Origin of the sequence: Cerasibacillus sp. (assembly GCF_036516575.1) — a bacterium.
In the GTDB taxonomy this organism is placed as follows: Bacteria; Bacillota; Bacilli; order Bacillales; family Amphibacillaceae; genus Cerasibacillus.
The window spans coordinates 1-25,050 of sequence record NZ_DATBTY010000028.1 but is presented as its reverse complement, the minus strand read 5'-3'; the positions used below and the strand labels follow the sequence as shown (position 1 = coordinate 25,050).

Below are 25,050 nucleotides of genomic sequence, written 5' to 3'. Positions count from 1 at the left end.
TTGTATAGTTAATACGTAATAATAATTAGAATATATATGTAAAGGGGTGATTTTTTGACATTATTCGGTTATCCAATTGAACATATATACTTAGGCGCACTGATCCTTGCTGGTATTCTTATTATTTTATACTTGTTTTTTGGAGGTGTTTTAGAAGCCGTTGGTGAAGCAAGCTTCATAAATCCAGTCCTCATTCTAGCTTGGATTATTTTCTTCTCCGCATCTGGACTTATATTTGAAAGTATATCCACCTTATCTAGTGTTTGGGTTATGATAATTTCAGCAATGATTGCATTCCTATTAACGATTCTTCTCAATGTATTTATACTCATTCCCTTAGCAAATGCTGAACATTCATTGAGTTATTCAGAAGAATCACTGATTGGACGGGTGGGCCGAATTATTATTTCTATTCCAGAAAATGGTTTTGGGGAAGTCTTTATCGAGAGTAAAAGTGGTATGATTACTAAACCAGCAACAAGCATGGAAAATGTTGCAATAGCAGAAGGAGAACAAGTCCTTGTATTGAAGATTGATAAAGGCGTTTTATATGTTATTCCTTATGAAAATGAATTAAGTAATCATTAGTTCGTTTCTCAAAACTATTTCCAAATATAAAAGGAGGCATTTATATGTTAGATCTGATGTTTGATAGTGCATGGTTAGTTATTGGAATTGTTTTATTTTTATTAGTTGCGTTAATTGCTGTATTTGTTTCAAAGTATCGCACTGCCGGGCCTGATGAGGCACTTATTGTAACAGGTAATTATCTCGGTGGTAAAAATGTACATAAGGATGAATCAGGAAATAAAATAAAAATTATCCGTGGTGGTGGTACATTTGTACTACCTGTATTTCAGCAAGCTTCCCCTCTTAGTCTACTATCTAGTAAACTCGATATCTCCTCACCTGAAGTCTATACAGAACAAGGTGTTCCGGTCATGGCTGATGGAACAGCTATTATAAAAATTGGCGGATCAATTGAAGAAATTGCTACAGCGGCTGAGCAATTTCTTGGAAAACCGAAAGAAGAACGTGAAAATGAAGCGCGTGAAGTTTTAGAAGGACATCTGCGTTCAATCCTTGGCTCCATGACAGTAGAAGAAATTTATAAAAACAGAGAAAAGTTTTCTCAAGAAGTTCAACGAGTCGCGTCACAAGATTTAGCTAAAATGGGACTTATTATCGTATCGTTTACAATTAAAGATGTGCAAGATAAGAACGGATACCTAGATTCTCTTGGAAAGCCACGCATTGCTCAAGTTAAACGTGATGCCGACATTGCAACAGCTGAAGCTGAAAAGGAGACACGCATTAAACAAGCAGAAGCAGCTAAAGAGGCTAAAAAAGCCGAATTAGAACGAGCAACAGAAATCGCAGAAGCGGAGAAAGAGAACCAGCTGAAAACAGCTGAATATCGTCGTGAACAAGATCATGCAAAAGCACGAGCGGATATGGCATATGATTTAGAGGCAGCACGTTCGCAACAAGAAGTAACAGAGCATCAAATGCAAATCAAAATTATCGAGCGTCAAAAGCAAATTGAATTAGAAGAAAAAGAAATTCTCCGTCGTGAAAAACAATATGATTCAGAAGTAAAGAAAAAAGCTGATGCCGACCGTTATGCTGTTGAACAATCGGCAATGGCGGAAAAAGCAAGACAAATGGCTGAAGCAGATGCAAATAAATACCGTATAGAAGCTCAAGCAAAAGCAGAAGCGGAAAAAGTTCGTATCGATGGTATTGCAAAAGCTGATGCAGAAAGAGCACAAGGTGAATCACAAGCAGATATTATTCGCTTAAAAGGATTGGCTGAAGCAGAGGCAAAACGTAAAATTGCTGAAGCATTTGAACAGTATGGGCAAGCAGCTGTATTAGACATGATGTTAAAAATGTTACCAGAATATGCAAAACAAGTTGCTAGTCCACTCGCCAATATTGATAAAATTACTGTCGTTGATACGGGAAGTGGTGATTCGCAAGGTGGTGCTAATAAGGTCTCTAGCTATGCAACAAATTTAATGGCTACATTACAAGAATCATTAAAGGCATCTTCAGGTATTGATCTTAAAGAACTATTGGAGAACATATCAGGGAAAAATAGACTAGAAGGGTTAGATCATTTAACAGATGATATGCCATTTTCAAATGAACAAGTTGAAGAAGAACTTGCCGCGGAAGTGGATCAAAAAGATAGTTAAATAATCATGTGGGACAGCTAATTGTCCCACATCTTTCATTGAAAAAATATTGTAATTCTGAATTTTTAATCTCAAATGATTGAAAGCGGATACATTTTCATTTACTATAAGTAATATACAGCATGTATAAACTTAGCTTTGTGAGACTTTCTAAGATTATTTAAAAGGAGGATAAGAAATGGAGTTAAGCGGTATTCAACATGTGGTCAAAAACAGCCAATTAATTTATCCGGATGAAGCGAAGGCACGTGCAACAAATATTGGAAGTGTAAAGGCTTTTGAAAAATTATTAGAACAATCCCAGAAAGACCCGGCACAGTTTTGGAATAATGTGGCGAAGGAACTGGTGTGGTATGAACCATGGACAAAAACAATGTCTGGACAGTTACCTGATTTTCGCTTCTTCGAAAACGGCATTAGTAACCCAAGCGTTAATCTACTTGATCGTCATATTGAAAATGGTGCAGGTAACCGCACAGCACTAATATGGGAAGGCGAAAATGGCGAAACAGATTTTTTTACTTATCATATGCTCCTTGCTGAAGTCAATCGATTTGCTAATGTATTGAAGTCATTTGGTGTTCAAAAAGGAGATAGTGTTGCCATTTACTTACCCAATTTAGCAGAAGCATTTATAGCTATTTTAGCGTGTTTTCGGATTGGCGCCGTTTATAACGCCATCTTCTCTGGTTTTTCAGAAAAGTCATTGAAAGACCGACTAGTCAGTTTTGAACCAAAAGTCATCGTGACAGCTGATGCAAGCCAACGCCGCGGAAAACTGATTCCATTAAAAGAAAAAGTCGATCAAGTTGTTCCAGAAGTACCATCCATTCGTGCCGTTGTGGTCGTTGACAGAATGGGTACTACTATCGATATGAAGGAAGGTCGCGATGTTTATTGGCATGAAGCAGTAGCAAAAGAAAGTATTCACTGTGAACCGGAAAAAGTTGAAGCAAATGAACCAGGTATTGTATTTTACACGAGCGGGACAACAGGAAAACCAAAAGGCGTCGTTCATTCTGGGATGGCTTTCATCATCCAGAACTATATTTATGCTAAATATCATATGGATCACCATTCAGATGATGTGTTCTGGTGTACAGCTGATATTGGTTGGCTCACGATGCATATTTGGGGTATTGCAGGTGCACTCGCTAACGGAGTCACGACAATCGTCTATGAGGGTGCCCCTGATTACCCTACACAAAACCGCTTTTATCAAATCATAGAGAAATATCGTGTCAATAAATTATTTACGGCTCCTACAGCACTTAGGATGTTAAAAAGTTTGGGAGATGAAGCGATCAATCAACATGATCTCTCCTGCCTAGATGTTATTTCACTTGTTGGAGAACCATTTGATCCTGAAACATGGCATTGGACTTATGAAAAACTTGGAAAAAGAAAAATTTATATTAATAATACATGGGGTCAAACGGAAACGGCAGGAACACCTCTTGCTGGTGCAGCTTGGTTAACACCAATGAAGCCAGGTTCAGCTGGTGTTCCATTCTTAGGCGCTATTTTAGATGTTGTAGATGATTTAGGAGAACCTGTTGAATCCGGAAATCTAGGCAATCTTATCATTAAAAAGCCATTCCCAATGCTCTGCCGTACATTATGGAAAGAACCTGAACGTTATTATGGCTCATATTTTAGCCAGGTTGACGGGGCTTATTTTGCTAGTGACCTAGCTTTAGTTGACAAAGACTATCACTTTTGGGTTGTCGGCCGTTCTGACGATGCCTTTAATGTGGCGGGACATCGATTAAGCACAATGGAAATGGAAAGTGCAGTTCTTGAAGTACCGGGTGTAGCGGAAACAGCCGTTATCGGTGTACCAGATGAAATAAAAGGTGAAGTTCCCCTTGTCTTTATCAGATTAAATGAAGGTGTAGACAACCCAGAAGAAATTCAGGAGAAAGTAAACGAAAGTATCGTAAATGAAATAGGAAAAATAGCTCAACCAAAAGAAATTGTCATTGTTGATGCTCTACCCAAAACGGTAAGTGGTAAAATAATGCGACGTTTATTGCAAGAAGTTGTAGCAAGTGGCACTGTCAAAGGTGATATTACCGGGCTAGAAAATCCAGAAGCCGTCGAACAATTGAAAGAAAAACTAAATCTCAAACTAAATCAATAACAACTTATCCGTGGAATAAACCCCACGGTTTTCTTTTTTCTAAAATCAGCTAAAAATAATTCACATGATTTCTTCGGTTTAGGTTAAACTAATGAAACCATGTAAACGACGATTAAATGAGGAGGAATTAAACGTGAAACCAATTTGGCATGAGGAGCCTTTTCACTCCGGCGAAATTTACTCCCTCTGGCAATATTTATATGACTTGAAATTATCGGATGTCATATTACAGGTGTATATGAATCATACGAACGACGAGAAACTAAAAGATTTTATCGATAACTTACTTGAGCATGGTTTTCATGACGAACATGAAAAAATAGAGTTCATATTAAAAGAGATTGGCGTACGCCTTCCACCTGCACCTCCAGATCGACCACAAGTCGATGTAAAAGATATTCCTGCTGGTGCACGTATCAATGATGATGAAATATCACGTCTACTTCAAAATGAACTACGCCAAAGAATGACCCAATGTAGTTATTTAATCGGACTGTTAACAAATGAATCTATTATTGAGCTATTTGCCAATTTCCATGCCCATAAAATTGATGAAATGAAAAAACTTACATTATTAATTAAAGAAAATGGCTGGTATATCCAACCACCAACCCATATTAAGTAGGAGTGTTATAAGTGTCGGGAAAATCAAAAAAAAGTCTAATAATGGCAATCGGTTCCATACCGCTAATCATGACATTAGGCAACTCAATGCTCATCCCTATTTTGCCCGCTATGAAAGAGCAATTAGAACTTTCCCAAATGCAAGTCAGTCTAACGATTACTGTATATTCGATTGCATCTGCTCTATTTATTCCTATCCTTGGTTACTTATCTGACCGATACACGCGTAAAATCATCATCATTCCATCATTAGTCTTGTTTATGATTGGTGGATTAATATCTGGATTTGCTGCGGCGTTGTTTTCTAATGCATATACTTGGATCCTTATTGGACGTATACTACAGGGGATTGGTGCAGCAGGTACAGCTTCGATTGCCATGGCCTTAACTGGAGACTTATTTAAAGGCCAAGCCCAGAGTCATGTACTTGGCATATTTGAAGCATCGAATGGATTAGGAAAGGTTTTATCGCCTATACTGGGGGCTCTATTTGGACTGATTGTCTGGTATGCGGTATTTTTTGCTTTCCCAATTATGACAGTGATCTCCCTGCTTCTTGTTATTTTCTTCGTTAAAGAAGAAGGACTCCGCTATCCCCCACCCTCTTTTAAGAAATATGTTCGAGGTCTATTGTCAGTTTTTCAATTAGAGGGGAGATGGCTCTTTGTAACCTATCTTGCAGGTGGAACATGTTTATTTACATTATTTGGGATTCTCTTTTATTTATCAGATATTTTGGAAACCCGTTATCACATTGAAGGTGTCATAAAAGGTTTAATTTTAGCTATCCCACTACTATTCATGGTCAGTACAGCTTATATGACAGGCAGGAAAATTGGGAAGAATTTCCCATATATGAAACGGCTCATGCTTGTTGGATTTACACTTATGACATGTTCTTATCTCCTGTTAGCTTTTTTTGAAAACCTAATCATTTTCATTATTTTACTAGCTCTTAGTGGTTTTGGGGTCGGCTTAAGTTTACCTTGTATAAACAGTCTAATAACTGGTTCGGTTGAGAAGGAAAATCGTGGCTTTGTCACATCACTATATAGTTCCGTACGTTTTATCGGAGTAGCCATCGGACCACCTATTTTTGCTCGTTTAATGGATTGGTCACACATTGGCATGTTTATTTCATTAACCATTCTAACCTTTATTGTCACCCTACTTATCCTTTTTTTAATTAGAATATCTGACAGTGAACCAACTCAACATGAACCAATTAGATATACCTACTATTAACAATCGGGAAACCTCCAAATGGTTTCTCGATTATTTTTATGTATAGATATGTCACTTAGATACTTCCCTATATGACTTGCATTACTTTTTTGATATGATAGGACTGTCAAACAATCACACACCACAGTTAAAGGACGTGTTCAACTCTTGAAAATTTCATTAAAAGACGCTGCTATTTATTTAGATGATATATCATACGAGAAAAACAATCACTCGATCTTATCTAATATTACTGGAATGATTCCAAAAGGGAAAATTACAACACTTGTTGGACCATCTGGTGCCGGCAAAACATCACTTTTAAAACTTTGTAATGGATTAACATCACCCACTTCAGGAAAAATCTACATAAACAATAAACGAATTGAATCCTATCATCCTCCTTCATTAAGAAGACATGTTGGACTAGCCCTACAGCAAGCAACGATGATTTATGGCACTGTTAGGAAAAATTTAGCCCTACCCTTAACATTACAAAATAAACAATTGCCAGATAACCAAGCTGAAGAACTCCTAAAACTTGTTGGTTTAGATGCTAAATTATTATCTCGGCATGTTAATGATTTATCAGGTGGACAAAGACAAAAGTTATCAATTGCACGTACATTAATAAATCAACCTGACATTTTATTACTCGATGAAATCACTTCTTCGCTCGATCCTATTTCAGTTAAAGAAATTGAAGAACTGATTGATATGATAAACAAAAAATACCGTACAACAATTGTGTGGATTACCCATGATTTAGAACAAGCTCGAAAAATGGGTGACGATGTATGGGTCATGATGCAAGGGCAATTAATTGAAAGTGGACCAATTACTTTACTTGACAACCCAAAAACAGATACCGTTAAACAGTTTTTGAAAGGAAGAGCATAATGAATACCGTGACACTAACCTTTGCACTTATTTTCGTCTTAATCCCGTTACTATTATCAAAGTATTTTAAGCTTGGATTAGAAAAGGATACGATTATTGCAACGATTCGCTCTATCATTCAACTTTTTATAGTCGGTTATTTATTACAATTTGTTTTTGATTCAGAACGATATATTTATATCGCTTTGATGATTATGATTATGATTGGTGCTGCGACACAAAACGCCCGAAAAAAGGGTAAGATGATTAAAGGCATCACATGGAAGCTAGTCACCACTTTCGCTTTGATCGAATTTATAACCCAATTTATTTTAATTGGCTTTAAAATTACTCCGCCGACAGCACAATACATGATACCGCTAAGTGGTATGGTTATTGGAAATTCAATGGTACTGGCTATATTATTTTTAAATCGCTTTACAGGTGAAATTAAATCCCAACAAGATGAAACAGAGCTCATTTTGTCACTTGGGGGTACTCCAAAACAAGCTGTTCAAAATCAACTCATTCACTCTATTCGCGCAAGTACCATTCCAACGATTGAAAGTCAGAAAACAATCGGACTTGTGCAACTACCTGGAATGATGAGCGGCCAAATTATCGCAGGAGCAGATCCTTTGCAAGCTGTCTTTTTTCAATTGCTTGTCTTATTTTTATTATTAACTACTGCTGTTTTTACGAGTATTTTACTTGGCTTTCTTTCGTATCCAACTTTATTCAATGAAAGAATGCAGTTTCTTGATGAAGAACTAAAACAATTGGATGATTAGGTTAGTAAAAAAAGTCGGATAAGAAGAAAATATCTTATCCGACGACCTTTTTACTCTTAGTAGTTTACAAAAGAGACGCCTACAATAATGAGTAAAACGAAGAGTACAACGATTAAAGCAAAACTATTTTTAAATCCTCCATATCCACCATCATAAGACATTGCCTGACTCCTCCTTCATAATATTTTCATAGGATGAGCTTCCTATATGATTAATGTATGTATCATTTTTTATTCGGAGTAGGACTTTGAAGGAGGTAATTCGTACAAATTTAGTCTACCTTCCTAACTCATGCCATAAAAATTCAATTTCCTCAATCTCGGCTAACACACTTCCTTTTTCTTTTGTTTCAATAAAACCATGGACCCGTACAAAAATCCGACTAATTAAGCGCATTTCCTCTCTTTCCGAACTAACTTGAATTCGCTTCGACACCTTTTTCCATGCATTTTTAGCCTGTTTTAATTGATTTTCTGCTTTCTTCCATTGTTCATTTCGCACATCTTCTTTTAATGCGTGTACATGATATAAGACATCATCATGACCGAGAAGTGGTTTCTTTAAAATTAAACCAGACGTCATACTAAAGATAAAGATACCGATGACGATAATTGGTATGAATACATAACCTAAACCTTTCATCATTGATCACCTATTCTAAATCATTATAATCACTAATGTCGGTTGCTTGGGAGAGATTATCACGATATCCATCAATATAAAATGAACCGTTTAATTGATATGTAGCAAGAAAAACCTCTTTCGTTGATTGAAAACCATATAACCTAATTTGGTTTTCTAACCATTGCATGTCCTTATTTACTTGTTGTAAATTACTTTTTATGACACGACCATCATATATTAATTCAACAGCCACCCCTTTCGATGATGGCGGAAGATTAAGGTCCTTAGGTGTTACCGGTTGATAGGCTGATTTTTTCAGTACTGAAAGTTTACCATTTGTTTCTAAGATAGCGAACGCAACTTCATTCATATCAAAAACACCTTTATCTCGTAATTGATTCGTTAAATCCTCCGCTCTATATCTTAACTTTTTCATTGTATCTTCCATTATTTGGCCATTCATAATGACAATAGCTGGTTCACCGTCAATATATTTAGATAATTTATGACTTTTAATCGTCACCCACTGTAAAATAAAAACAAATAACGTCCAACTTAACAGACCTACCCAATGTGGCCACGCTCGGCTTGTTAAATCGGTTGTCAACGTAGCGGCAATTGAACCAATCGTTATCCCTAAAATATAGTCAAAAAATGTAAGATGGCTCACTTGCTGTTTTCCAAGAGCACGTGTGAAAATTAATAATGAAAAGAAAGCGATAACCGACCGCACAAATACAACTAAAGTATCATTCATTAACGACACCTCAAAATAACTTCATTTATATTTATTTTGTACTACCTTCTTCCATTTATACACACTAGAAGAAAAGATGCATATAAATAAGCGAAGCCATTAAAGGAAGTGACGATATGACTGTTGTTCAAACAGATCGTTGGTTATTAAGAACAAAAAACCAGCCTCTGCAAATTTGCGAAAAGTTAAAGCCATCATTTAAAGGTTATTCTACAGAAGCTATCTATGAACTTTTAACCTCTTATGGTATGTTTAGAAAACCTATCAAAGGCTATTTAAATCATGTTAAATCGTGGCAAGAACGTCAATTTTGGAAGGTTATCCATAAAGAATTAAACAAGTTACGTCAAAAGTGGAATGGACCAGATGTACCTATCTATATTCTTCCTTCAGATCCTTTCAATAGACAATTACTCATGCATCATAATGGTAAATCAGGACTTGCCTTTCGTGATCAAATTTTTTTATTTATTTCTCCTAAAACAACAGAACAAGAATTAGCAGCCTTATTTACCCATGAATATAATCATGTCTGTCGCCTTTCAAAATATGTAAAAAAAGAGTACGAATATACATTATTAGATACGATAATTCTTGAAGGCTTAGCTGAGAATGCTGTTCGAGAACAAATTGGTGAATCGTATTTAGCTAGTTGGACCGATATTTATTCATCCCATCAGCTAAAAAAATATTGGAAAGACATTCTATTACCAGCTTCTACTATTCCAATCGATCACCCGAAGCACGATGTTCTATTATACGGTTTACGTTTATACCCAAAAATGTTAGGCTATGCTGTTGGCTATCATCTTGTACATCAATATTTGACATCAAATAACCTAACAATCAAAGATATAATCAATCAACAATCGGAAACAATTGCTCAATTTACGACAGATAATAAAAAGAAACAGACGGAAAACTAACCGGCTGTTTCTTATTTCTGATTTAGAAGAAAAAGAATGGCGAAATTAAAAATAATGTAGCAATTGACCCGAGCGCTACTCCAACAGCAACACCTTCTCGAAAACGCCTCCTTGGAAAATAATAACCATAACCGAATCCTCTTCTCGGTCTTAAAGGTTGGATATAAACATGCCGAGAATCAACTCCTCTTATGAACCCTCGAAATTCTCTTCCCTCGTGCGTTCGTATGAATATAGCTCTTCCATGATTCCTTTTACAAAGTGAGTAATATTGTCGTGACATATGTTCACCCCCATTGATCACGCCTGCTCTATTATATGCATGGTCAAATCATGAAGGATGGATGATATCACTAGTCTATGAAATCATTAAAAATGCCTAAAATGGGCACAAACTGGGGGAATGTCTAGGTCACACTAAGCAGTTTATTCATATATTATAGTGTAATTAACCAGGAGGTGTTGTAAAAATGGGTAAAAATGTGGGCGGCTCTGATTATGGATATGGAAAAAGCTTTGCATTAATCGTCGTACTATTCATCCTACTTATTATTGTAGGGGCAGCATATGTTGGATACGGCTATTAAAATAGCAAGGAGGGAAAAATAATGAGTTATCATCACTACTGCGGCGGTTATGGGTATAGTGCACCAGTTTCTAATAGTGGTAATTACGGGAATTGCTTTACACTAATTGTTGTGCTATTTATTTTGCTAATCATTGTCGGTGCAACATTTTATTGTTAAATAAAAACAAGGAGGAGATACCTTATGGGTTGCTGCTGGAATTATAGTCACGGATATAGCGCACCAGTAAGTGATTACGGTCATGGTCATGGTAGAGGCTTTGCATTAATCGTCGTACTATTCATCCTACTTATCATTGTAGGTGCTGCATGGTATTGCTAAAATATCAAGGAAGCGACATTGCAAGAAAGTCGCTTCTTTTTACATATTATATATGAATCTTTTGCGACGTATTTTTTACAACTTTGTGAAAGCGTTAACATTGCCGCTTTTTTAACTATCTTCCATAATGATGCTCTTATATAATAAAATTGAGATTTAAATCACATCCTTTTAGAGATTTAGACCACGTATTTTGAAAAGGGGGATTTACATGGTAAAGCAAAAAAGCTTTTGGCTAGGTCTACTTATTATGATTATGATTATTGGAGCTTGTTCAAATGCGAAAGACGCTGGTGAATCATCAAAAGAAGATAACGATATGGATGAAAATGAAGCACAGGAATTGGCTTATAATCCACCCTCCCTTGATGATTTAGACCCGGATGACCCGAAAACAGAGTATGTTAAATATGGTGAAGAGCTTTTTAATGAAACACATGTTGTACTTGATGAATATGTAGGCAATGAATTATCATGTCAAAGCTGCCACGCTGATGGTGGACTATCGAATGCATCATCAATGGTCGGTGTTACAACACAATTTCCTCAGTACAGACCGCGCGAAGGTGTCGTTTTTACATTAGAAGATCGAATTAACGGTTGTATGATGCGGAGTATGAACGGTGAAAAAATTCCACAAGACAGTAAAGAGATGCGTGCCTTAATCAGTTATTTAACTTATATTTCTGAAGGCATTGAGGTTGGCGAAGAAATTCCGTGGCGGATGTTAAATACGATGAAAGAAATACCTGAACCAGATGTAGCACGTGGTGAAGAGCTATACCAAGAAAAAAACTGTCTATCTTGTCATGCTGTTGATGGTTCTGGAACAGGTGCAAACACAGGACCAGCATTATGGGGAGATGATTCATTTAACGATGGTGCAGGTTTAGCTCGGATGGTAAAAATGGCCGGTTATTTAAAAAACAATATGCCTCCAGGGGATGAGTTTGAATTATCAGATCAAGAAGCAGCTGATTTAGCCGCGTTTATTCTATCTCATGAACGGCCAGAATGGGAAAGCCATGACAAAGATTGGCCAGAAGGCGGGCGTCCTACTGACATTATAACGAAAGACCGCCGTGAAAAAATTCGAGAAGGAACATTTGATTGGACAGAAATTGAAAACATCATCCCTGCAAAAAAATAAGGTACACAAAAAGCCTATCCTCGTTAAAGAGAATAGGCTTTCTTTATTAATACTAATCTTGTTGAGGTGTGGAAGGTGTTGAAATACTTGCCAGTGCCGCACCAGCTTTTTGATCATGCTGCTGATGCACAGCTAAGTCACCTAAAGAAACAACTCCAACTAGTTCTTGGTTTTCCAGCACTGGAAGTCGCCGGATTTGTTGCTGCGCCATCAATTGAGCCGCCTCGTCTACTCCCATTTCCGGAGTCGCACTGATTAAGTTATTTGTCGACATCACGTCTTTAACAAATGAATGTGGTTTATCACCAGCGGCTGTTGAACGAAGCGTGATATCACGGTCAGTAATGATGCCCCGTAAATTTCCCGTTTCATCAATTACCGGAATTGAACCAATATTATATTGACTCATCAATGAAGCAGCCTCTTGGATTGTTTGCGTTTCATGAACTGTCACAACATCTGTTGTCATGAGATCTCGCAATTGGTGTGTCATGACATAACCTCCCTCTCACCCAATAGGATGAGCCAATTTCAACTTAATTATGATAGGAAGATTTTCCAAAGATACAATCAATGTAAATAGTTGACATCTTTTTGTCTTACTTTCGCTATGACAAATAAGACAACACCACACGTAACCATGACGATCGCACTAAAAACAAATGGCATACCGAGATATTCAGAGACAATACCAGAAAATGTTGAACCTGCCACAACACCTAAAGAGAAGAACGCATAAAATACGCCATAAGCTTTACCACGGTTACTCTCTGTCGTTGCATCTGCTACCATCCGATTCATCGATGGGAAAATTAATGCAAAACCAAATCCATAAACAATCATTGCGATAAAACCAGTCCAAAATACTGTCATATAGTGTACCGCTACTAACGATGCACCGATAAAAACAATACCTGATAAAACCAATGCCACTGGTGAAAAACGATCATATACACGGTTGATTGGCGTCAGAAATACAATTAATGCTGTAATCCCAAATGTACTTAACAACATACCAGTTGCGGCTGCAGTTAATGATATTTCTTCAACCTTGAGCGGAAGAGCAAATGCCAATGTTCCATTACTAACCATCAATGCAAAGGCCGCTAGGGAAGCTTGCATAATGAGTGGGTTTTTTAGCAATGGAATAAATTGCTTCAATGATGCTTTTCCTCTATCTGTTGTTGTATACGTATCCTTGACAAATTTGATAATTAAGATGGCTGTAATAGCAAACAAAATCGAAACAAAAATAAAGACATGTTCTACTTTAGATTTAGCTGCCATTGCCCCCCCGATAGCAGGTCCTAAAATAGCCGCAATACCAATAGAAGCACCCGTGAATGCCATCGTTTTTCCACGTGCAGCTTTTTTGGTTTGATCACCAATAAATGCAAATGCCGCTGGAATTAAAACACCACCTGCAAGGCCGTGTAAAAAGCGAATAATTAATAGCTGCATACCTGTCTGTGCTAGTGGATAAAACAGTAAAATAACCGCCACAGATACAACACCAAACAATAACATCCGCTTTCTTCCAAAACGGTCTATAAAATGGCCACCTACAATATTTCCGATCATATTTGTTAATGAATAAATGGCTACAATTGCCCCAGTTAACATATGAGAAGCACCTAAATCAATCGCATATGGTGTGATAATGGGTAATTGAATAAATGTATCTAAAAAAGACACAACAATAATGATATATAACATTCTTGTCATCTATAATTCCTCACTTTCACCTCCTATTATAGCGTATTCTAAGATTATTTCCGATTAAAAACAGCCTAAAACATAACAGGCTGTTTTTATATTATCGTATATCTTTTTCAACTTTTCCGTGTTTTATAACAACTTTAATTTGATCGTTATTTGCCAAGGCGTAGATATCCTCAAGTGGATTCTTCTCAACGATAATTAGGTCGGCTAATTTACCTTCTTCTATAGTCCCTAACTGTTCATCCCATTCAAGACATTGTGCAGCTGTTTTAGTCGATGCAATAATCGCATCCATCGGTGTCATGCCAGCATCAACCATGAGACCTAGTTCTCTTAAATTCGTACCATGCTTCATCACTCCGGCATCTGTTCCCATGGCGATTTTCACACCAGCCTTATACGCTTTCTGAAAACTTGCTTTATGGTATTCAATGACATCTTTTGATTTATCAACGGCTGTTTTTGGCATTCCCACTTGCTCAGCAGTTTCTAGAACAGCCACCGGCGCAAGTAAGGTTGGTACTAAATATGTACCATTTTTAAGCATCAGTTCGATCGCTTCATCATCAATGAATATCCCATGCTCAATCGAGTGCACACCTGCTTTAACAGCGTTCTTAATCCCCTCTGCACCTTGTGCATGCGCCATGACCTTTACATTTTTGCGAAAACGTCCTTCCTCTACGATCACTTTTAGTTCTTCTAGTGAAAATTGGGTGAATTCCGGGTGGTCAGTCGGACTTAGAACACCACCTGTTGCATGTACTTTAATGACTTCTGCCCCAGCTCTTAACATTTCACGCGTTTTTTTACGAACTTCTTCAACCCCGTCGCATTTTCCACTTGGCATACCTGGATATCCGGATGGCATGAGGTCGATTTCATTTCCTGATACAGTATAACCATCACCATGTCCACCTGTTATCGTTAACGCATTAATACTCAATTGCATACGAGGACCAACGATTAAGCCTTCTTCCACCGCCTTTTTAACCCCGTAATCTGTTCCGAGTGCGTCACGCACGGATGTCACACCAGCATGGAGGGTCGCTTTTAAATAATCTGCTGCTTTATAAAACATGTATGAAAAAGGTGAAGCTAGGCGTTGTTCAAGTGGTGCATATTCTAATGTCATGTGCACATGTGAATCAATCATACCTGGTACGATTGTGCCACCTTGAGCATCGAGAACCTTTTCTCCTCCTGTTTCAATATATTGACTTTTCGGCCCTGCATAGACAATTTTTTCATCTTCAATAACTACTACTGCATCTTCAATTGGAGCATTACCATTACCATCAATGAGTGTGCCATTTTTTATGATTGTTTTAGTCACTTCATATCTCTCCCTTTAACTTTATAGTGTATTAAAGTGTTTGGATAAAAATTCCCGCAATAACAACAGATGCAACTGTAACAGTTGTAAACCCACCGATTAACATAGGGGCCAACAATTCATTAAAAATAAGTTTTTCTTCTTCTTCGTTTCTACCAACACTACGACTGACTTCTTCACATAATATATAGTCTCCAGGAAACCCAAATAATGCCGTTAAGGCAACAGGCATTCCCTTATATGGACTCCATTTGACAACTTTCGACATCAACAAACCACCAATCATTATTCCAATTGTACCAACTACGAGTATTAAAATAACTGGTGGCAAATTATCCCAAACTTGTTGTGGTGTTACACCTGCCATCGTACCAATAACAACGAAAATAATCGCAATCGTCGTTAATGTGAACGAATTCGCTTTTTCTAAAGAGCGCGATTCAAAAATATTTAACTTCAAACCGATAATACCGATTGCTAATGCCCATAAACTATAGTGAATAGGTGTTAGTTCACCAAGAAATACAGCGACACCTGCTCCGACAAAAATAATAAATAATTTCAGTGTCGTACTTTCTTTCATCATTTGCAACATGCCGTTTTTCCCATTTCTTTGCCTCGCATTTAACTGTATATCATCTTCTGCCATTGGAACGAACGTCCCATCATCGAGCTCTTTTTGCATATCTTTTGCATATTTTCTCATAAAGTTAAGAGCTATTGGCATACCCGCAACACCCTGAAACGCTACAATTAATGCTGGGATTACAACTAGACTTGTTAAGCCAATTTCTGTCAATTTCTCTGATGTAATAATAAGAGCTATAACACCTCCGCTAATCGGGCCAATTCCTGCTACAGCAGTTGGATAATCATATATTAGAGGCACGATTAAGAGAATTAAAGCGCCAGCTACAATGATTCCACCCAAAGCAATTAACACCGCTTTTACTTGACTTTTTAGTAAATTCATCGGAATCATAGTCCCCATATGCAAAATCGCTGGGGCAATTAATATAGCGCCTAAAGCAGCAAATTGCGACTTCTCTAATATGTCATCTGGAAAAATGCCTGTCCAAACCATAATTAAAAAACCAACCATTGCGGTCAGCAACATCGGAATTCTCGCTCTTGAAACAATGGATAACCATTCTCCAAAGGCAATAAGCGCAAAGATGCATACGGTCGCAATAAGTGGATGATCTAACATAAAAAGCGCCTCCTTTTGATTGTAATTGTTTAAACATTATCACCTAAACAATGATAATATTGAATAATATAACAATTCCCACAGGGGTTGTAAATAGGTTTATTGATACTTTTGTTTATTGTCTAATTATTTAGCAAATGATGTAAGCGGATTCTTTTGCAACCTAATAACTTTCAATAATAAATGTGTCTAATTTATGAACCTTTTAATTTTATTCTGAGAAATGCGATCAGTTACACAAAAAAACACACCCTCTTCTACTGAAAAAGGTGTGTCTTCATGCTATTTGTTAATTTCTTCTAAGTGTGATTCAATTTCTGTCATAATTTCTGCGGCTTTTTCCCAGTCTCCATTTCCTAATGCATCTCGGTATTCATCAAATAATTGAGATACTTCTCTAAGAATTGTTTCAGAATCTAATAACGGTTCTTTTTCTTTCTTAGCTTGATCTTTCTTATTGTCTTTATCCGCTTTTGTTTCTCCTTTGTGATCTGGATCAACAAAGCTTAAGATTTTATCTAAAGCTTTTTCAAATGTTTCTTCCATAACGATATGCTCACCATAAGCCATGACAACCTGCTTCACTTCAGGGAGTGATGTTTCATTTGAAGATTCAATATAAATTGGTTCCACATAAAGAACGGTATCTTCAATTGGTATCGCAAGTAAGTTACCACGTATAACCTTCGAGCCACCTTGTGCCCATAAATTCAATTGCTGTGAAATGACACTATCCTGATTAATTCGATTTTCAATTTGCTGTGGTCCATATATATTTTTCTGTTTAGGAAAACGGTAGACAAACATTTCTCCATAATGTTCACCGTCATTTCGGACACCAATCCAGGCAATCATATTTTGTCTTTTCTTCGGTGTATAAGGCATCATTAATATAAATTCTTCCTGATGTTGGTCTGGTAGAGCCATTGTCATATAATACGGATTCATTTCTATATCTTTATTAAAATACTTTTCCGTTGGGAACTCCCAATAATCTTCACGGTTGTAAAATACTTCTAAGTTAGACATATGATATGTTCCATACATTTTCGCTTGAATTTTAAAGAGTTTCTGTGGGTAACGGAAATGGGCCTTAACATCTTCTGGAATCTCCTTTGTAAATAATTCAGGGAATATGCGTTCATATGTCTTTAATAACGGATCATGAGGATCCGCAATATAAAAATTCACTTCACCTGTATAAGCATCAATCATCACTTTTACAGAATTACGAATATAATTCTCATGCTTTGCATGTGGTTCAGAATATGGATATCTTTCTGCGGTTACATAAGCATCAATGATCCAAGCTAGTGAACCATCGTCACGAATGAAAACATATGGATCCTCATCATATTCAAAGAAAGGAGCAATTTTTTTCACTCGGTCCATAATGTTTCGTGTAGCTAATAATTGACTATCTTTCGTTAATTGGTCCGATACTAACATGCGAAACGAGCCTTCACTTATTGCGAATAAGACTTTATTCAATCCTTTTAATGGAATACCTAAATCAGCTTCATAACGATGTGTTTCGTTTTCCTCTCCTTTTGGATAATCAAATTCGTCGACTTTAGAATTGACGATGACATTCGGATAATCTTCTTCACCAAAGTATATTTGTGGCCGTTTAACATCAAATGTTCCTTCCGGTGGTAGATTTTTCATCATATATTCAGGCTGACCTTGCTTTGTCACTTTATTTACATGGCTCATCGCAACGCCGTATCCATGAGTATATCTTAGATTACGGTTGACCCATGTTTTTGCTTGGGATGGCAAATCATCCATACTTAATTCTCTTGCACCAATAAAGACTTGTTCATACTTACCATCTACTTTATAGCGATCGATATCAACATTATTAAACTTGTAGTATGTTCTAAATGTTTGAATCTGATTATAAATATCCAATAGTGGGCGAGAATCATTTAATCGCACGTTATTTAAAGTCAATTCATTACGTTTCACCATATCATCCGTTAATGAATAATTCCCAGGATGCTCCTTAACTTTAATATCATCAAGTGCGTAGGCAGCACGTGTAAATGTTAAATTATGCTCAAGAAACGGTTTTTCTCGGACGAATTCATTTGGTGACACGATAAAACTTTGTACGATGACTGCAGCACCTTGACCGATAATAAGTAAAGATATATAAAGAATAATCGGCTTAATCATCTGATGAATCTTTCCGCGTGTTAAAGCAAGGATCATCCAGATTGAACTAATAATCGCAACCCCTGCTAATATATACCCTTTAGGAATATTAATTAATTTATCAGTATAGCTTAAACCATGTACGACACTTTTTTGGAATAGGTTAACTGAATCCGTTAGCACAGTCCCATATATTGATAAAAAGTGGAGTACCGCAAAAAGGACCCCAAGTATAATAAGAGTTACTCCCATATGTATTTGAGCTAATCGATTATCTCGGTAAATATTAAAAACAGAATATGCACCGATTTCAATGATAAAGAAAAAGATTGTTAAACCAAGTAATACATAAACAACAAATTTTAAAAATGGTAATACAAACATATAAAAAGATACGTCTAAATTAAAATACGGATCTTTAATTCCAAAAGATGTGTGCTTTAAGAATTTCAAAGCGACTTCCCAACCTACACCTTGAACAATAACACTCCCTATCAAGCCGATAATTAGGCTGATAAAAAGAGTAATTAAATTCATTGCTTTCTTTTTCCGAAGAATAGCCGCAACTTGATGTGACCCAAATTGATTGAGGTATACACGACGAATCCAATGCAAGGTTATCATTGACGTTATGCCGAATAATACAAAGCCGATAAAACCTAGTATGATTTTACTAGATAAAATGGTTGTGAATACATTTCCAAAACCAAGAGTGTTCATCCAAATATAATCAACGAACCACTTAAAGGTTGGCCAACCAATAACTAAAAGTATAAAGAGGATTGCAATTGTAATAGATAAACGTCGTCCTAAACGCCGCCACCTTTTTAACTGATCGATGTGTATCGCTTTTCTAAAGTCCTCCATAATGTTCCCCCTTTTAATTTTTGCTCCACTCTTAATCATAACAAATGATTGGAATGGTTACATCTTATATTACGTATATGTATTATAAAAGTTTCATGAGAAAAGGTTTTTAAAAAAACCCCTTCATTTAAGAAGGGGTTTCTCATTTTACATTGCGTTTTTAATAATTTCCTCGACTTCTTCTAATTTTGGTCTACGTGGGTTTGTTAATGCGGTAGCATCTTTCATCGCATTTTTAGCCAATGTTGGAATATCTGCCTCTTTGGCACCCATTTCCTTGAATCCAGATGGAATTCCTAAATCATGTCCAAGTCTTACAATGGTATCAATAGCAATTTGAGCTGCATCATAATCGCTCAGTCCTTCTACATTTTCACCTAAGAATGAAGCGATATCTGCATAACGCTCTACATTTGAAATTAGATTGAATCGGCATACATGTGGTAAGAGGATTGCATTACATACACCGTGTGGGAAGTTATAAAAACCACCAAATTGGTGTGCAATTGCATGTACATAACCTAAACCAGCGTTGTTAAATGCCATTCCTGCTAATGATTGTGCATAAGCCATTTGTTCACGTGCTTCTATATCTTGCCCATTTGCAACAGCACGAGGTAAATATTTTGGAATAATACGCATTGCTTGAATGGCAAGTGCATCTGTAATTGGTGTTGCATTAGTAGAAACATATGCTTCAATCGCATGTGTTAATGCATCAAGACCAGTTGCAGCAGTTAAACCTGCAGGCATACCAACCATTAAATCCGGATCATTAATAGAAAGTGTTGGTGTCACATGTTTATCAATAATGGCCATTTTTACTTTACGTGCTGTATCTGTAATAATTGTAAATTTAGTTAACTCACTACCTGTACCTGCTGTTGTGTTTATAGCTACTAAAGGTACCATTGGTTTTTCAGATATGTCAACACCTTCATAATCATGAATTTTTCCACCATTTGCGGCTACTAGAGCAATGGCTTTACCAGCATCATGTGAACTACCGCCACCTAATGTAACAATACTATCACATGCTTCTGCTTTAAATGCTTTTAAACCATCTTCAACGTTTTTATCTGTTGGATTTGGTTCTGCTTTGGGATAAATAGATACTTCTACACCTGCATCGCGAATGATTGTTGCAATTTTTTCCGATATTCCTAGCTTGTGAAGTCCTTCGTCAGTTACTAATAGTGTTTTTTTAACACCTAATCCTTTTAAACGTGTACCTGCTTCATTTACTGAACCTGATCCAAACAAGTTTACAGATGGCATATGAAATGCTGATTGTGTGTTTGCCATAATATTGCCTCCCATTTTGTAAAATATGTTCACTTTCCATCATGATGAAAAAAACTAGTGGTAATGAATACCTTCTATATTCAGTTTCCCAACTTAGTTATATTGTATACATGATGATTTTAAACAATATATAACAAAAAACACAAACAACATGCTCATAACTTCACATATTTCTATAATTAAAATTTATATATACTTTCAATGAAATCGAAACTTTACTTTTATACCGTAATGCAGTAAAGTAATGTTTAATTTTTCTAAAAAGTCCAATAAATAAAATGGGTATTTTTATTAAAAAAATGTGAAAAGGATTGATGGAAACAATGAGGAAACTAAGGTTAAAGTTCACTGCATTTATTCTCTTATTCGTACTTGTTTTAACAGCCTGTTCACAAGAGTCAGGCTCTAAAACAGAAGATCAAACAGGTGGTGATTTAATTGTTGCTACCCTTTCGGAAGCCTCCTCACTAGCCCCTCATATCGCTAGTGATGTGCCATCCGGCAATGTTTCTACTAATATTTATGAAACTTTAACAACATTTGATGAAGATATGGAATTAAAACCACTTCTTGCTGAATCATGGGAGGCTGTTGAAGATAACATTTGGAAATTTAAATTACGAGAAGGTGTTAAATTTCATGATGGATCTGAATTTAACGCTGAAGTAGTCAAGGCTAATATTGAACGTATTCTAGATGAAAAAATTGCTTCACCTCGCGTCATTCTATTTGAAATTGTTCAGGAAGTTAAGATTTTAGATGATTACAGGGTACAATTTATTACTGAAGAACCATTTGCTCCGCTACCTGCACACATGGCCCACTATGCATCTAGTATGGTTAGTAAAGAAGTGATTGAAAAAGACTATGAGGGTATGGAAAATGGTGATGAACCTGATACGTACATCAATAATCATCCAATAGGAACAGGATATTTTATTTTCTGATAGACATTCGTTCCATCTGTTTGTTCAACACGTTCCATATCGCTGGGTGTAACAGGCTCAATAATATGTGCTTCGCCTGTTTCTAATTCAGCTACACGTGTTAAATCCTCAGGGACAATTTTAATTGTTACTGTATCAACTTTAGCCGGTTCGCCCCAATAATCCTCATTTCTGTTTAACGTAATTTGTTTACCAGAATCCCATGTGTCAAAGAAATGCCGCTAGTATTACTTATCTAGGATTTAATATGGAAAAAGAACCATTTAATGATCAGCGCGTCCGTCAAGCAGTGGCAAAAGCTCTAAGTAAAGACAAAATGCTTGAAGGGGTACTTGAAGGTACTGGTTAATTAGCAACAGGACCCGTAAATGATACGAATTTTGGATATAGCGATAAAGTCAAAGGTATTGAGAAAGATATCGAAGGTGCCAAGGCTTTACTAAAAGAAGCGGGATATGAGGATGGATTTAAAACGACTATCTGGACGAATGATAGTCGTGAACGTATCGATATCGCGACATTAACACAATCCGATTTAGCTGTGATTGGTATCGATGTCGAATTAAAAGTCGTTGAATGGGGTGCCTATTTAGAGGCTACCTCTGCAGGAGAACATGACATGTTTATTTTAGGACTATCTTTAGGGACTGGAGATGCTGACTACCCAATGCATATGCTTTTCCACTCTGAACATGCTGGTACAGGAAATAGAGTATTTATGAAAGATAACCAATTTGACAATATGCTCTACGAAGCTCGAGTTGAACAAGATCAAGATAAGCGTCAAGAGATGTATATAGATGCGACTGATTATTTAAATGAAGTCGTTCCAATGGTCTTCCTCTATCATCCTGATCATATTATGGGCTACAGAGATGAAGTTAAAAGATTTTGGGCAGATTCTTCAGGATTTTATAAATTAAAAGATGTCACTATTAATGAATAAATAATAGGGCTGGATCAAAACTAGCCAAGAACACATTAGAACGGTTCCAGTCATCGGTTTCATTTCATATCTTGTTGACAGGAATGATAGGTGGCTAACTTCTAGTCGGGCAAAAGTGGTCCCGCCCTTGGACCAACGCCGACACTAGCACGCCTGCGCATCGCGGAAATAGCAAGAGTCGGAATACCCCGTAGGAAGTGGTTTTCTTTCGAAGATGCTGAAGCCATGCCTACGGAAAGCACCACCTCCAGTACAAGTCGACGAAGTTATTAGCACATGGTGAAATTGATTCATTCATTTAATTAGAATAAAAAGAAGTTAGATGACTCCATCTCAAAATGGACTACCTAACTTCTTTTTACATTCACTGGCGGTTTGTCCTAGCCTCTTGATATTTTTATCTTCTTACCCAAATAATTTCAGGCCTAGCTTTAAATATTAAGTAATAATTTTCAATCATATAGACCTATTTTATGTCTTTATCTTTTATTCTGTCTCATCAATCATCACTACCGCGATAACGATTGTAAGGCAATGGATTCCATGTCCGATATGTTAGTAACTCTTTGTTCAAAGCTGAAGGGATATCTTGCATGATTCGTTTTGCAACATCGAGCTCTTTTTTTGCCTCAGCTCTATCTTGATACATAAATTCATCCGATGCTTTTTCTGGTGCTTGGTTCAACTTTTCTTGCAAATCATCAATAACCATTTGTTGTTGCTCACGCACAGCTTCACGCGCTTCTGTCCGCCAGTCTGGTTGTAACGTTCGATTTAGATCAGTCATATAACTAAATTCATCGAAAATATCTTGATAAATACGATTAGCATTCAACCGAACATCCATGACAGCTCTTTCCAAATCTTGAATGGTTAATTCACTAGGCTCTAATGGTTGTGTACGTTTTGCTCCCCCTAGTTGGGTCGATTTTAAGTAATAAGGAAAAATACTATGAATTGTTTTTCCGACAGGCGATATAGACTCATTATCTTCATCCAGTCCTTTTGGTTGTACACCTTGCATAGCAATACGCGCTGATTCTGGTCGCACAATTTCTTTAGGTGGTAACAGTCCATGCCTGAGTAATTCACGAATACCTGTACCAGAAATATTGATTCTAAAACGGACGTCATGTGGGCATGTTTGTACTGTACCCAAGCTATCACAACGTGTGCAATAAAATACCTCATAAAATAAACGCACATCGATTCCTAGCTCTTCAGGAGTAAATTGTTCAAAAATCGTGTGACTCGCATATTTATCATAATAATCACCAATTCCGGCATGATCTCTTCCGATAAGTGCATGCGTACAGCCATAATTTTTCATAATCAAGGCATGTAAAACAGTCTCTCGCGGACCAGCAAAAATATAGGTCACCCTTAATGGAGAAAGGACAGAGCGATTTTTAGGATAATACGTATCTAACACACTTCGGTAAGCTAACATCCGAAATTCATGTCTCGTATATTCCCGTTTTGCCATCTCAACAAGCGGTTGAATTAATAACCCATCCATTTCTTCTAAAGCATTTTTATGAATGTATTCATGTCCCCGATGTAACGGATTAGCTCCTGTTATAAATCCACCTACAGAGCGAAATTTTTTCTCCTCGTAAAATAAATGCCACGTATCTTTTGGCTCCATACGCATCTTTTCAAACGGTCCCCAATGAACACGCCGTAGTAATTGTATCGGACCTCCTAATGCGGTATCCCCCATTCGTCGATATATGGCATCGACACCGGGATGATTCCGATCTGTCGTTCCGAATAGATGTGATGCACGCATTTCTTTATTATATGAAAAGATGTCTTCTACTTTAAGTATAGCGACCGGTTCTTTACTTTCATCAGTCAGTACCACATCATCTCCAATTGAAAGTGACTGAATCACTGCCCTGTTCTTTTCACCTATTGGAGCAAAGCTTAATGGCACCGGCCAAATGACTCCATTTGCTAAACGACCATGTTCAAGTACTGATTTATAATCAGCTTCATTCATAAACCCTTCATTAGGAGATAATACACCAGTTGCGATCATTTCCAGCGTAATTACGGCTTCTAAATCAACCATGATTGTTGGAAGTTCTATCGCCCTTTCATATGCCCTTTCCAGTTCATCCCCCTTCAATACACGATTAACTAATTTTCCACCATGTGGTTGTTGTGGATAATTCAAGTATGCCTGATTTTGTTCATTAATCAATTTTTCTATCATCTTTCTCCTCCTTTATCTTTAGGATAAGACTCAAGGCAATGAAATCTCATAAATCCCCCTTATTAAATAATAGCCATTTTCGTAAGCGGTTACATAGTTATATGACTCA

25 protein-coding genes and 1 pseudogene are annotated in these 25,050 nt (G+C 36.8%); 14 read left to right on the top strand and 12 right to left on the bottom strand.

Features of this window, described 5'->3' with window-relative positions; translation table 11 throughout:
* Window positions 1–54: 54 nt before the first annotated feature.
* The 7 genes from VIG73_RS05050 to VIG73_RS05020 all read left to right on the top strand — a co-directional run bounded on the left by VIG73_RS05050 (window position 55) and on the right by VIG73_RS05020 (window position 7,862).
* Window positions 55–588: a hypothetical protein gene (locus VIG73_RS05050; protein ID WP_331639587.1), complete on the top strand. Its 534-nt coding sequence runs from the start codon at window positions 55–57 to the stop codon at window positions 586–588.
* Between the two features lie 44 nt (window positions 589–632).
* Window positions 633–2,201 carry a flotillin family protein gene (locus VIG73_RS05045; protein WP_414648371.1) on the top strand — a complete coding sequence of 523 codons (1,569 nt, stop codon included), beginning with the start codon at window positions 633–635 and terminating at the stop codon, window positions 2,199–2,201.
* Window positions 2,202–2,379: 178 nt separating this feature from the next.
* The gene (gene acs / locus VIG73_RS05040) at window positions 2,380–4,344 is read left to right on the top strand and encodes an acetate--CoA ligase (protein WP_331639585.1); all 1,965 of its coding nucleotides are present in this window, start codon (window positions 2,380–2,382) and stop codon (window positions 4,342–4,344) included.
* Window positions 4,345–4,477: 133 nt separating this feature from the next.
* A complete protein-coding gene (locus tag VIG73_RS05035) occupies window positions 4,478–4,969 on the top strand; it encodes a DUF3231 family protein (RefSeq protein WP_331639583.1) in 492 nt (163 codons plus the stop codon).
* Window positions 4,970–4,980: 11 nt separating this feature from the next.
* Complete coding sequence (locus tag VIG73_RS05030) at window positions 4,981–6,213, top strand: MFS transporter (RefSeq protein WP_414648370.1); 1,233 nt, start codon at window positions 4,981–4,983, stop codon at window positions 6,211–6,213.
* A gap of 153 nt (window positions 6,214–6,366) precedes the next feature.
* A complete protein-coding gene (locus tag VIG73_RS05025; RefSeq protein WP_331639591.1) occupies window positions 6,367–7,092 on the top strand; it encodes a phosphate ABC transporter ATP-binding protein in 726 nt (241 codons plus the stop codon).
* Complete coding sequence (locus tag VIG73_RS05020) at window positions 7,092–7,862, top strand: ABC transporter permease (protein WP_331639581.1); 771 nt, start codon at window positions 7,092–7,094, stop codon at window positions 7,860–7,862. Before VIG73_RS05025 ends, VIG73_RS05020 begins: the two co-directional genes overlap by 1 nt.
* Before the next feature lie 56 nt (window positions 7,863–7,918).
* Here VIG73_RS05020 and VIG73_RS05015 read toward each other — a convergent pair whose 3' ends face one another.
* From VIG73_RS05015 to VIG73_RS05005, 3 genes are all read right to left on the bottom strand, one after another.
* Window positions 7,919–8,023 carry a YjcZ family sporulation protein gene (locus VIG73_RS05015; RefSeq protein WP_331639579.1) on the bottom strand — a complete coding sequence of 35 codons (105 nt, stop codon included), beginning with the start codon at window positions 8,021–8,023 and terminating at the stop codon, window positions 7,919–7,921.
* 115 nt (window positions 8,024–8,138) lie between these two features.
* Window positions 8,139–8,504 (bottom strand): DUF4363 family protein, encoded by a 366-nt coding sequence (locus VIG73_RS05010; protein WP_331639577.1) that lies wholly within the window; start codon window positions 8,502–8,504, stop codon window positions 8,139–8,141.
* Window positions 8,505–8,514: 10 nt separating this feature from the next.
* A complete protein-coding gene (locus tag VIG73_RS05005; protein ID WP_331639575.1) occupies window positions 8,515–9,243 on the bottom strand; it encodes a DUF421 domain-containing protein in 729 nt (242 codons plus the stop codon).
* A gap of 116 nt (window positions 9,244–9,359) precedes the next feature.
* Here VIG73_RS05005 and VIG73_RS05000 point away from each other — a divergent pair, with 116 nt between their 5' ends.
* Window positions 9,360–10,169, top strand: coding sequence for a DUF2268 domain-containing protein (locus tag VIG73_RS05000; protein WP_331639573.1), 810 nt, complete (start codon window positions 9,360–9,362; stop codon window positions 10,167–10,169).
* A 22-nt stretch (window positions 10,170–10,191) separates the two neighbouring features.
* Here VIG73_RS05000 and VIG73_RS04995 read toward each other — a convergent pair whose 3' ends face one another.
* Entirely contained in the window at window positions 10,192–10,452 is a 261-nt protein-coding gene (locus VIG73_RS04995) for a hypothetical protein (protein WP_331639571.1), read from the bottom strand.
* Between the two features lie 187 nt (window positions 10,453–10,639).
* On the opposite strand from VIG73_RS04995, the gene VIG73_RS04990 reads away from it, so the two are divergent.
* The 4 genes from VIG73_RS04990 (at window position 10,640) to VIG73_RS04975 (ending at window position 12,227) form a co-directional block, all read left to right on the top strand.
* Window positions 10,640–10,756, top strand: coding sequence for a YjcZ family sporulation protein (locus VIG73_RS04990; RefSeq protein WP_146936065.1), 117 nt, complete (start codon window positions 10,640–10,642; stop codon window positions 10,754–10,756).
* 21 nt (window positions 10,757–10,777) lie between these two features.
* Window positions 10,778–10,915 (top strand): YjcZ family sporulation protein, encoded by a 138-nt coding sequence (locus tag VIG73_RS04985; RefSeq protein WP_331639568.1) that lies wholly within the window; start codon window positions 10,778–10,780, stop codon window positions 10,913–10,915.
* A gap of 24 nt (window positions 10,916–10,939) precedes the next feature.
* Entirely contained in the window at window positions 10,940–11,077 is a 138-nt protein-coding gene (locus VIG73_RS04980) for a YjcZ family sporulation protein (RefSeq protein WP_331639566.1), read from the top strand.
* A 211-nt stretch (window positions 11,078–11,288) separates the two neighbouring features.
* Window positions 11,289–12,227 carry a c-type cytochrome gene (locus VIG73_RS04975; RefSeq protein WP_331639564.1) on the top strand — a complete coding sequence of 313 codons (939 nt, stop codon included), beginning with the start codon at window positions 11,289–11,291 and terminating at the stop codon, window positions 12,225–12,227.
* A gap of 52 nt (window positions 12,228–12,279) precedes the next feature.
* On the opposite strand, the gene VIG73_RS04970 is transcribed toward VIG73_RS04975, so the two are convergent.
* The 6 genes from VIG73_RS04970 to VIG73_RS04945 form a co-directional block, all read right to left on the bottom strand.
* Window positions 12,280–12,720, bottom strand: a complete 441-nt coding sequence (locus VIG73_RS04970; RefSeq protein WP_331639562.1) for a CBS domain-containing protein — start codon at window positions 12,718–12,720, stop codon at window positions 12,280–12,282.
* A 77-nt stretch (window positions 12,721–12,797) separates the two neighbouring features.
* A complete protein-coding gene (locus tag VIG73_RS04965; RefSeq protein WP_331639560.1) occupies window positions 12,798–13,952 on the bottom strand; it encodes an MFS transporter in 1,155 nt (384 codons plus the stop codon).
* A gap of 91 nt (window positions 13,953–14,043) precedes the next feature.
* Window positions 14,044–15,285 (bottom strand): amidohydrolase family protein, encoded by a 1,242-nt coding sequence (locus VIG73_RS04960; RefSeq protein ID WP_331639558.1) that lies wholly within the window; start codon window positions 15,283–15,285, stop codon window positions 14,044–14,046.
* Window positions 15,286–15,316: 31 nt separating this feature from the next.
* The gene (locus tag VIG73_RS04955; RefSeq protein WP_331639556.1) at window positions 15,317–16,495 is read right to left on the bottom strand and encodes a hypothetical protein; all 1,179 of its coding nucleotides are present in this window, start codon (window positions 16,493–16,495) and stop codon (window positions 15,317–15,319) included.
* Window positions 16,496–16,777: 282 nt separating this feature from the next.
* On the bottom strand, window positions 16,778–19,522 hold the full coding sequence (locus tag VIG73_RS04950) for a UPF0182 family protein (protein WP_331639554.1): 2,745 nt from the start codon (window positions 19,520–19,522) through the stop codon (window positions 16,778–16,780).
* 147 nt (window positions 19,523–19,669) lie between these two features.
* Window positions 19,670–20,827 (bottom strand): iron-containing alcohol dehydrogenase, encoded by a 1,158-nt coding sequence (locus VIG73_RS04945; RefSeq protein WP_331639552.1) that lies wholly within the window; start codon window positions 20,825–20,827, stop codon window positions 19,670–19,672.
* 323 nt (window positions 20,828–21,150) lie between these two features.
* On the opposite strand from VIG73_RS04945, the gene VIG73_RS04940 reads away from it, so the two are divergent.
* The gene (locus VIG73_RS04940) at window positions 21,151–21,774 is read left to right on the top strand and encodes an ABC transporter substrate-binding protein (RefSeq protein ID WP_331639550.1); all 624 of its coding nucleotides are present in this window, start codon (window positions 21,151–21,153) and stop codon (window positions 21,772–21,774) included.
* On the opposite strand, the gene VIG73_RS04935 is transcribed toward VIG73_RS04940, so the two are convergent.
* On the bottom strand, window positions 21,741–21,959 hold the full coding sequence (locus tag VIG73_RS04935) for an ABC transporter substrate-binding protein (protein WP_331639589.1): 219 nt from the start codon (window positions 21,957–21,959) through the stop codon (window positions 21,741–21,743). The two genes, VIG73_RS04940 and VIG73_RS04935, sit on opposite strands and share 34 nt — an antisense overlap.
* Window positions 21,960–21,976: 17 nt before the next feature.
* Between VIG73_RS04935 and VIG73_RS04930 the strand changes: the two are divergent.
* Window positions 21,977–22,720, top strand: a pseudogene (locus VIG73_RS04930) (ABC transporter substrate-binding protein).
* A 499-nt stretch (window positions 22,721–23,219) separates the two neighbouring features.
* On the opposite strand, the gene VIG73_RS04925 reads toward VIG73_RS04930, so the two are convergent.
* Entirely contained in the window at window positions 23,220–24,941 is a 1,722-nt protein-coding gene (locus tag VIG73_RS04925; protein WP_331639548.1) for a sulfate adenylyltransferase, read from the bottom strand.
* Window positions 24,942–25,050 lie beyond the last annotated feature (109 nt).

Coding starts and splice junctions, on each gene's coding strand:
- VIG73_RS05045 (WP_414648371.1), top strand. CDS start 633: ATGTTAGATCTGATGTTTGATAGTGCATGGTTAGTTATTGGAATTGTT.
- acs (WP_331639585.1), top strand. CDS start 2,380: ATGGAGTTAAGCGGTATTCAACATGTGGTCAAAAACAGCCAATTAATT.
- VIG73_RS05020 (WP_331639581.1), top strand. CDS start 7,092: ATGAATACCGTGACACTAACCTTTGCACTTATTTTCGTCTTAATCCCG.
- VIG73_RS05015 (WP_331639579.1), bottom strand. CDS start 8,023: ATGTCTTATGATGGTGGATATGGAGGATTTAAAAATAGTTTTGCTTTA.
- VIG73_RS05010 (WP_331639577.1), bottom strand. CDS start 8,504: ATGAAAGGTTTAGGTTATGTATTCATACCAATTATCGTCATCGGTATC.
- VIG73_RS05005 (WP_331639575.1), bottom strand. CDS start 9,243: ATGAATGATACTTTAGTTGTATTTGTGCGGTCGGTTATCGCTTTCTTT.
- VIG73_RS05000 (WP_331639573.1), top strand. CDS start 9,360: ATGACTGTTGTTCAAACAGATCGTTGGTTATTAAGAACAAAAAACCAG.
- VIG73_RS04995 (WP_331639571.1), bottom strand. CDS start 10,452: ATGTCACGACAATATTACTCACTTTGTAAAAGGAATCATGGAAGAGCT.
- VIG73_RS04990 (WP_146936065.1), top strand. CDS start 10,640: ATGGGTAAAAATGTGGGCGGCTCTGATTATGGATATGGAAAAAGCTTT.
- VIG73_RS04985 (WP_331639568.1), top strand. CDS start 10,778: ATGAGTTATCATCACTACTGCGGCGGTTATGGGTATAGTGCACCAGTT.
- VIG73_RS04980 (WP_331639566.1), top strand. CDS start 10,940: ATGGGTTGCTGCTGGAATTATAGTCACGGATATAGCGCACCAGTAAGT.
- VIG73_RS04975 (WP_331639564.1), top strand. CDS start 11,289: ATGGTAAAGCAAAAAAGCTTTTGGCTAGGTCTACTTATTATGATTATG.
- VIG73_RS04970 (WP_331639562.1), bottom strand. CDS start 12,720: ATGACACACCAATTGCGAGATCTCATGACAACAGATGTTGTGACAGTT.
- VIG73_RS04965 (WP_331639560.1), bottom strand. CDS start 13,952: ATGACAAGAATGTTATATATCATTATTGTTGTGTCTTTTTTAGATACA.
- VIG73_RS04955 (WP_331639556.1), bottom strand. CDS start 16,495: ATGTTAGATCATCCACTTATTGCGACCGTATGCATCTTTGCGCTTATT.
- VIG73_RS04950 (WP_331639554.1), bottom strand. CDS start 19,522: ATGGAGGACTTTAGAAAAGCGATACACATCGATCAGTTAAAAAGGTGG.
- VIG73_RS04945 (WP_331639552.1), bottom strand. CDS start 20,827: ATGGCAAACACACAATCAGCATTTCATATGCCATCTGTAAACTTGTTT.
- VIG73_RS04940 (WP_331639550.1), top strand. CDS start 21,151: ATGAGGAAACTAAGGTTAAAGTTCACTGCATTTATTCTCTTATTCGTA.
- VIG73_RS04925 (WP_331639548.1), bottom strand. CDS start 24,941: ATGATAGAAAAATTGATTAATGAACAAAATCAGGCATACTTGAATTAT.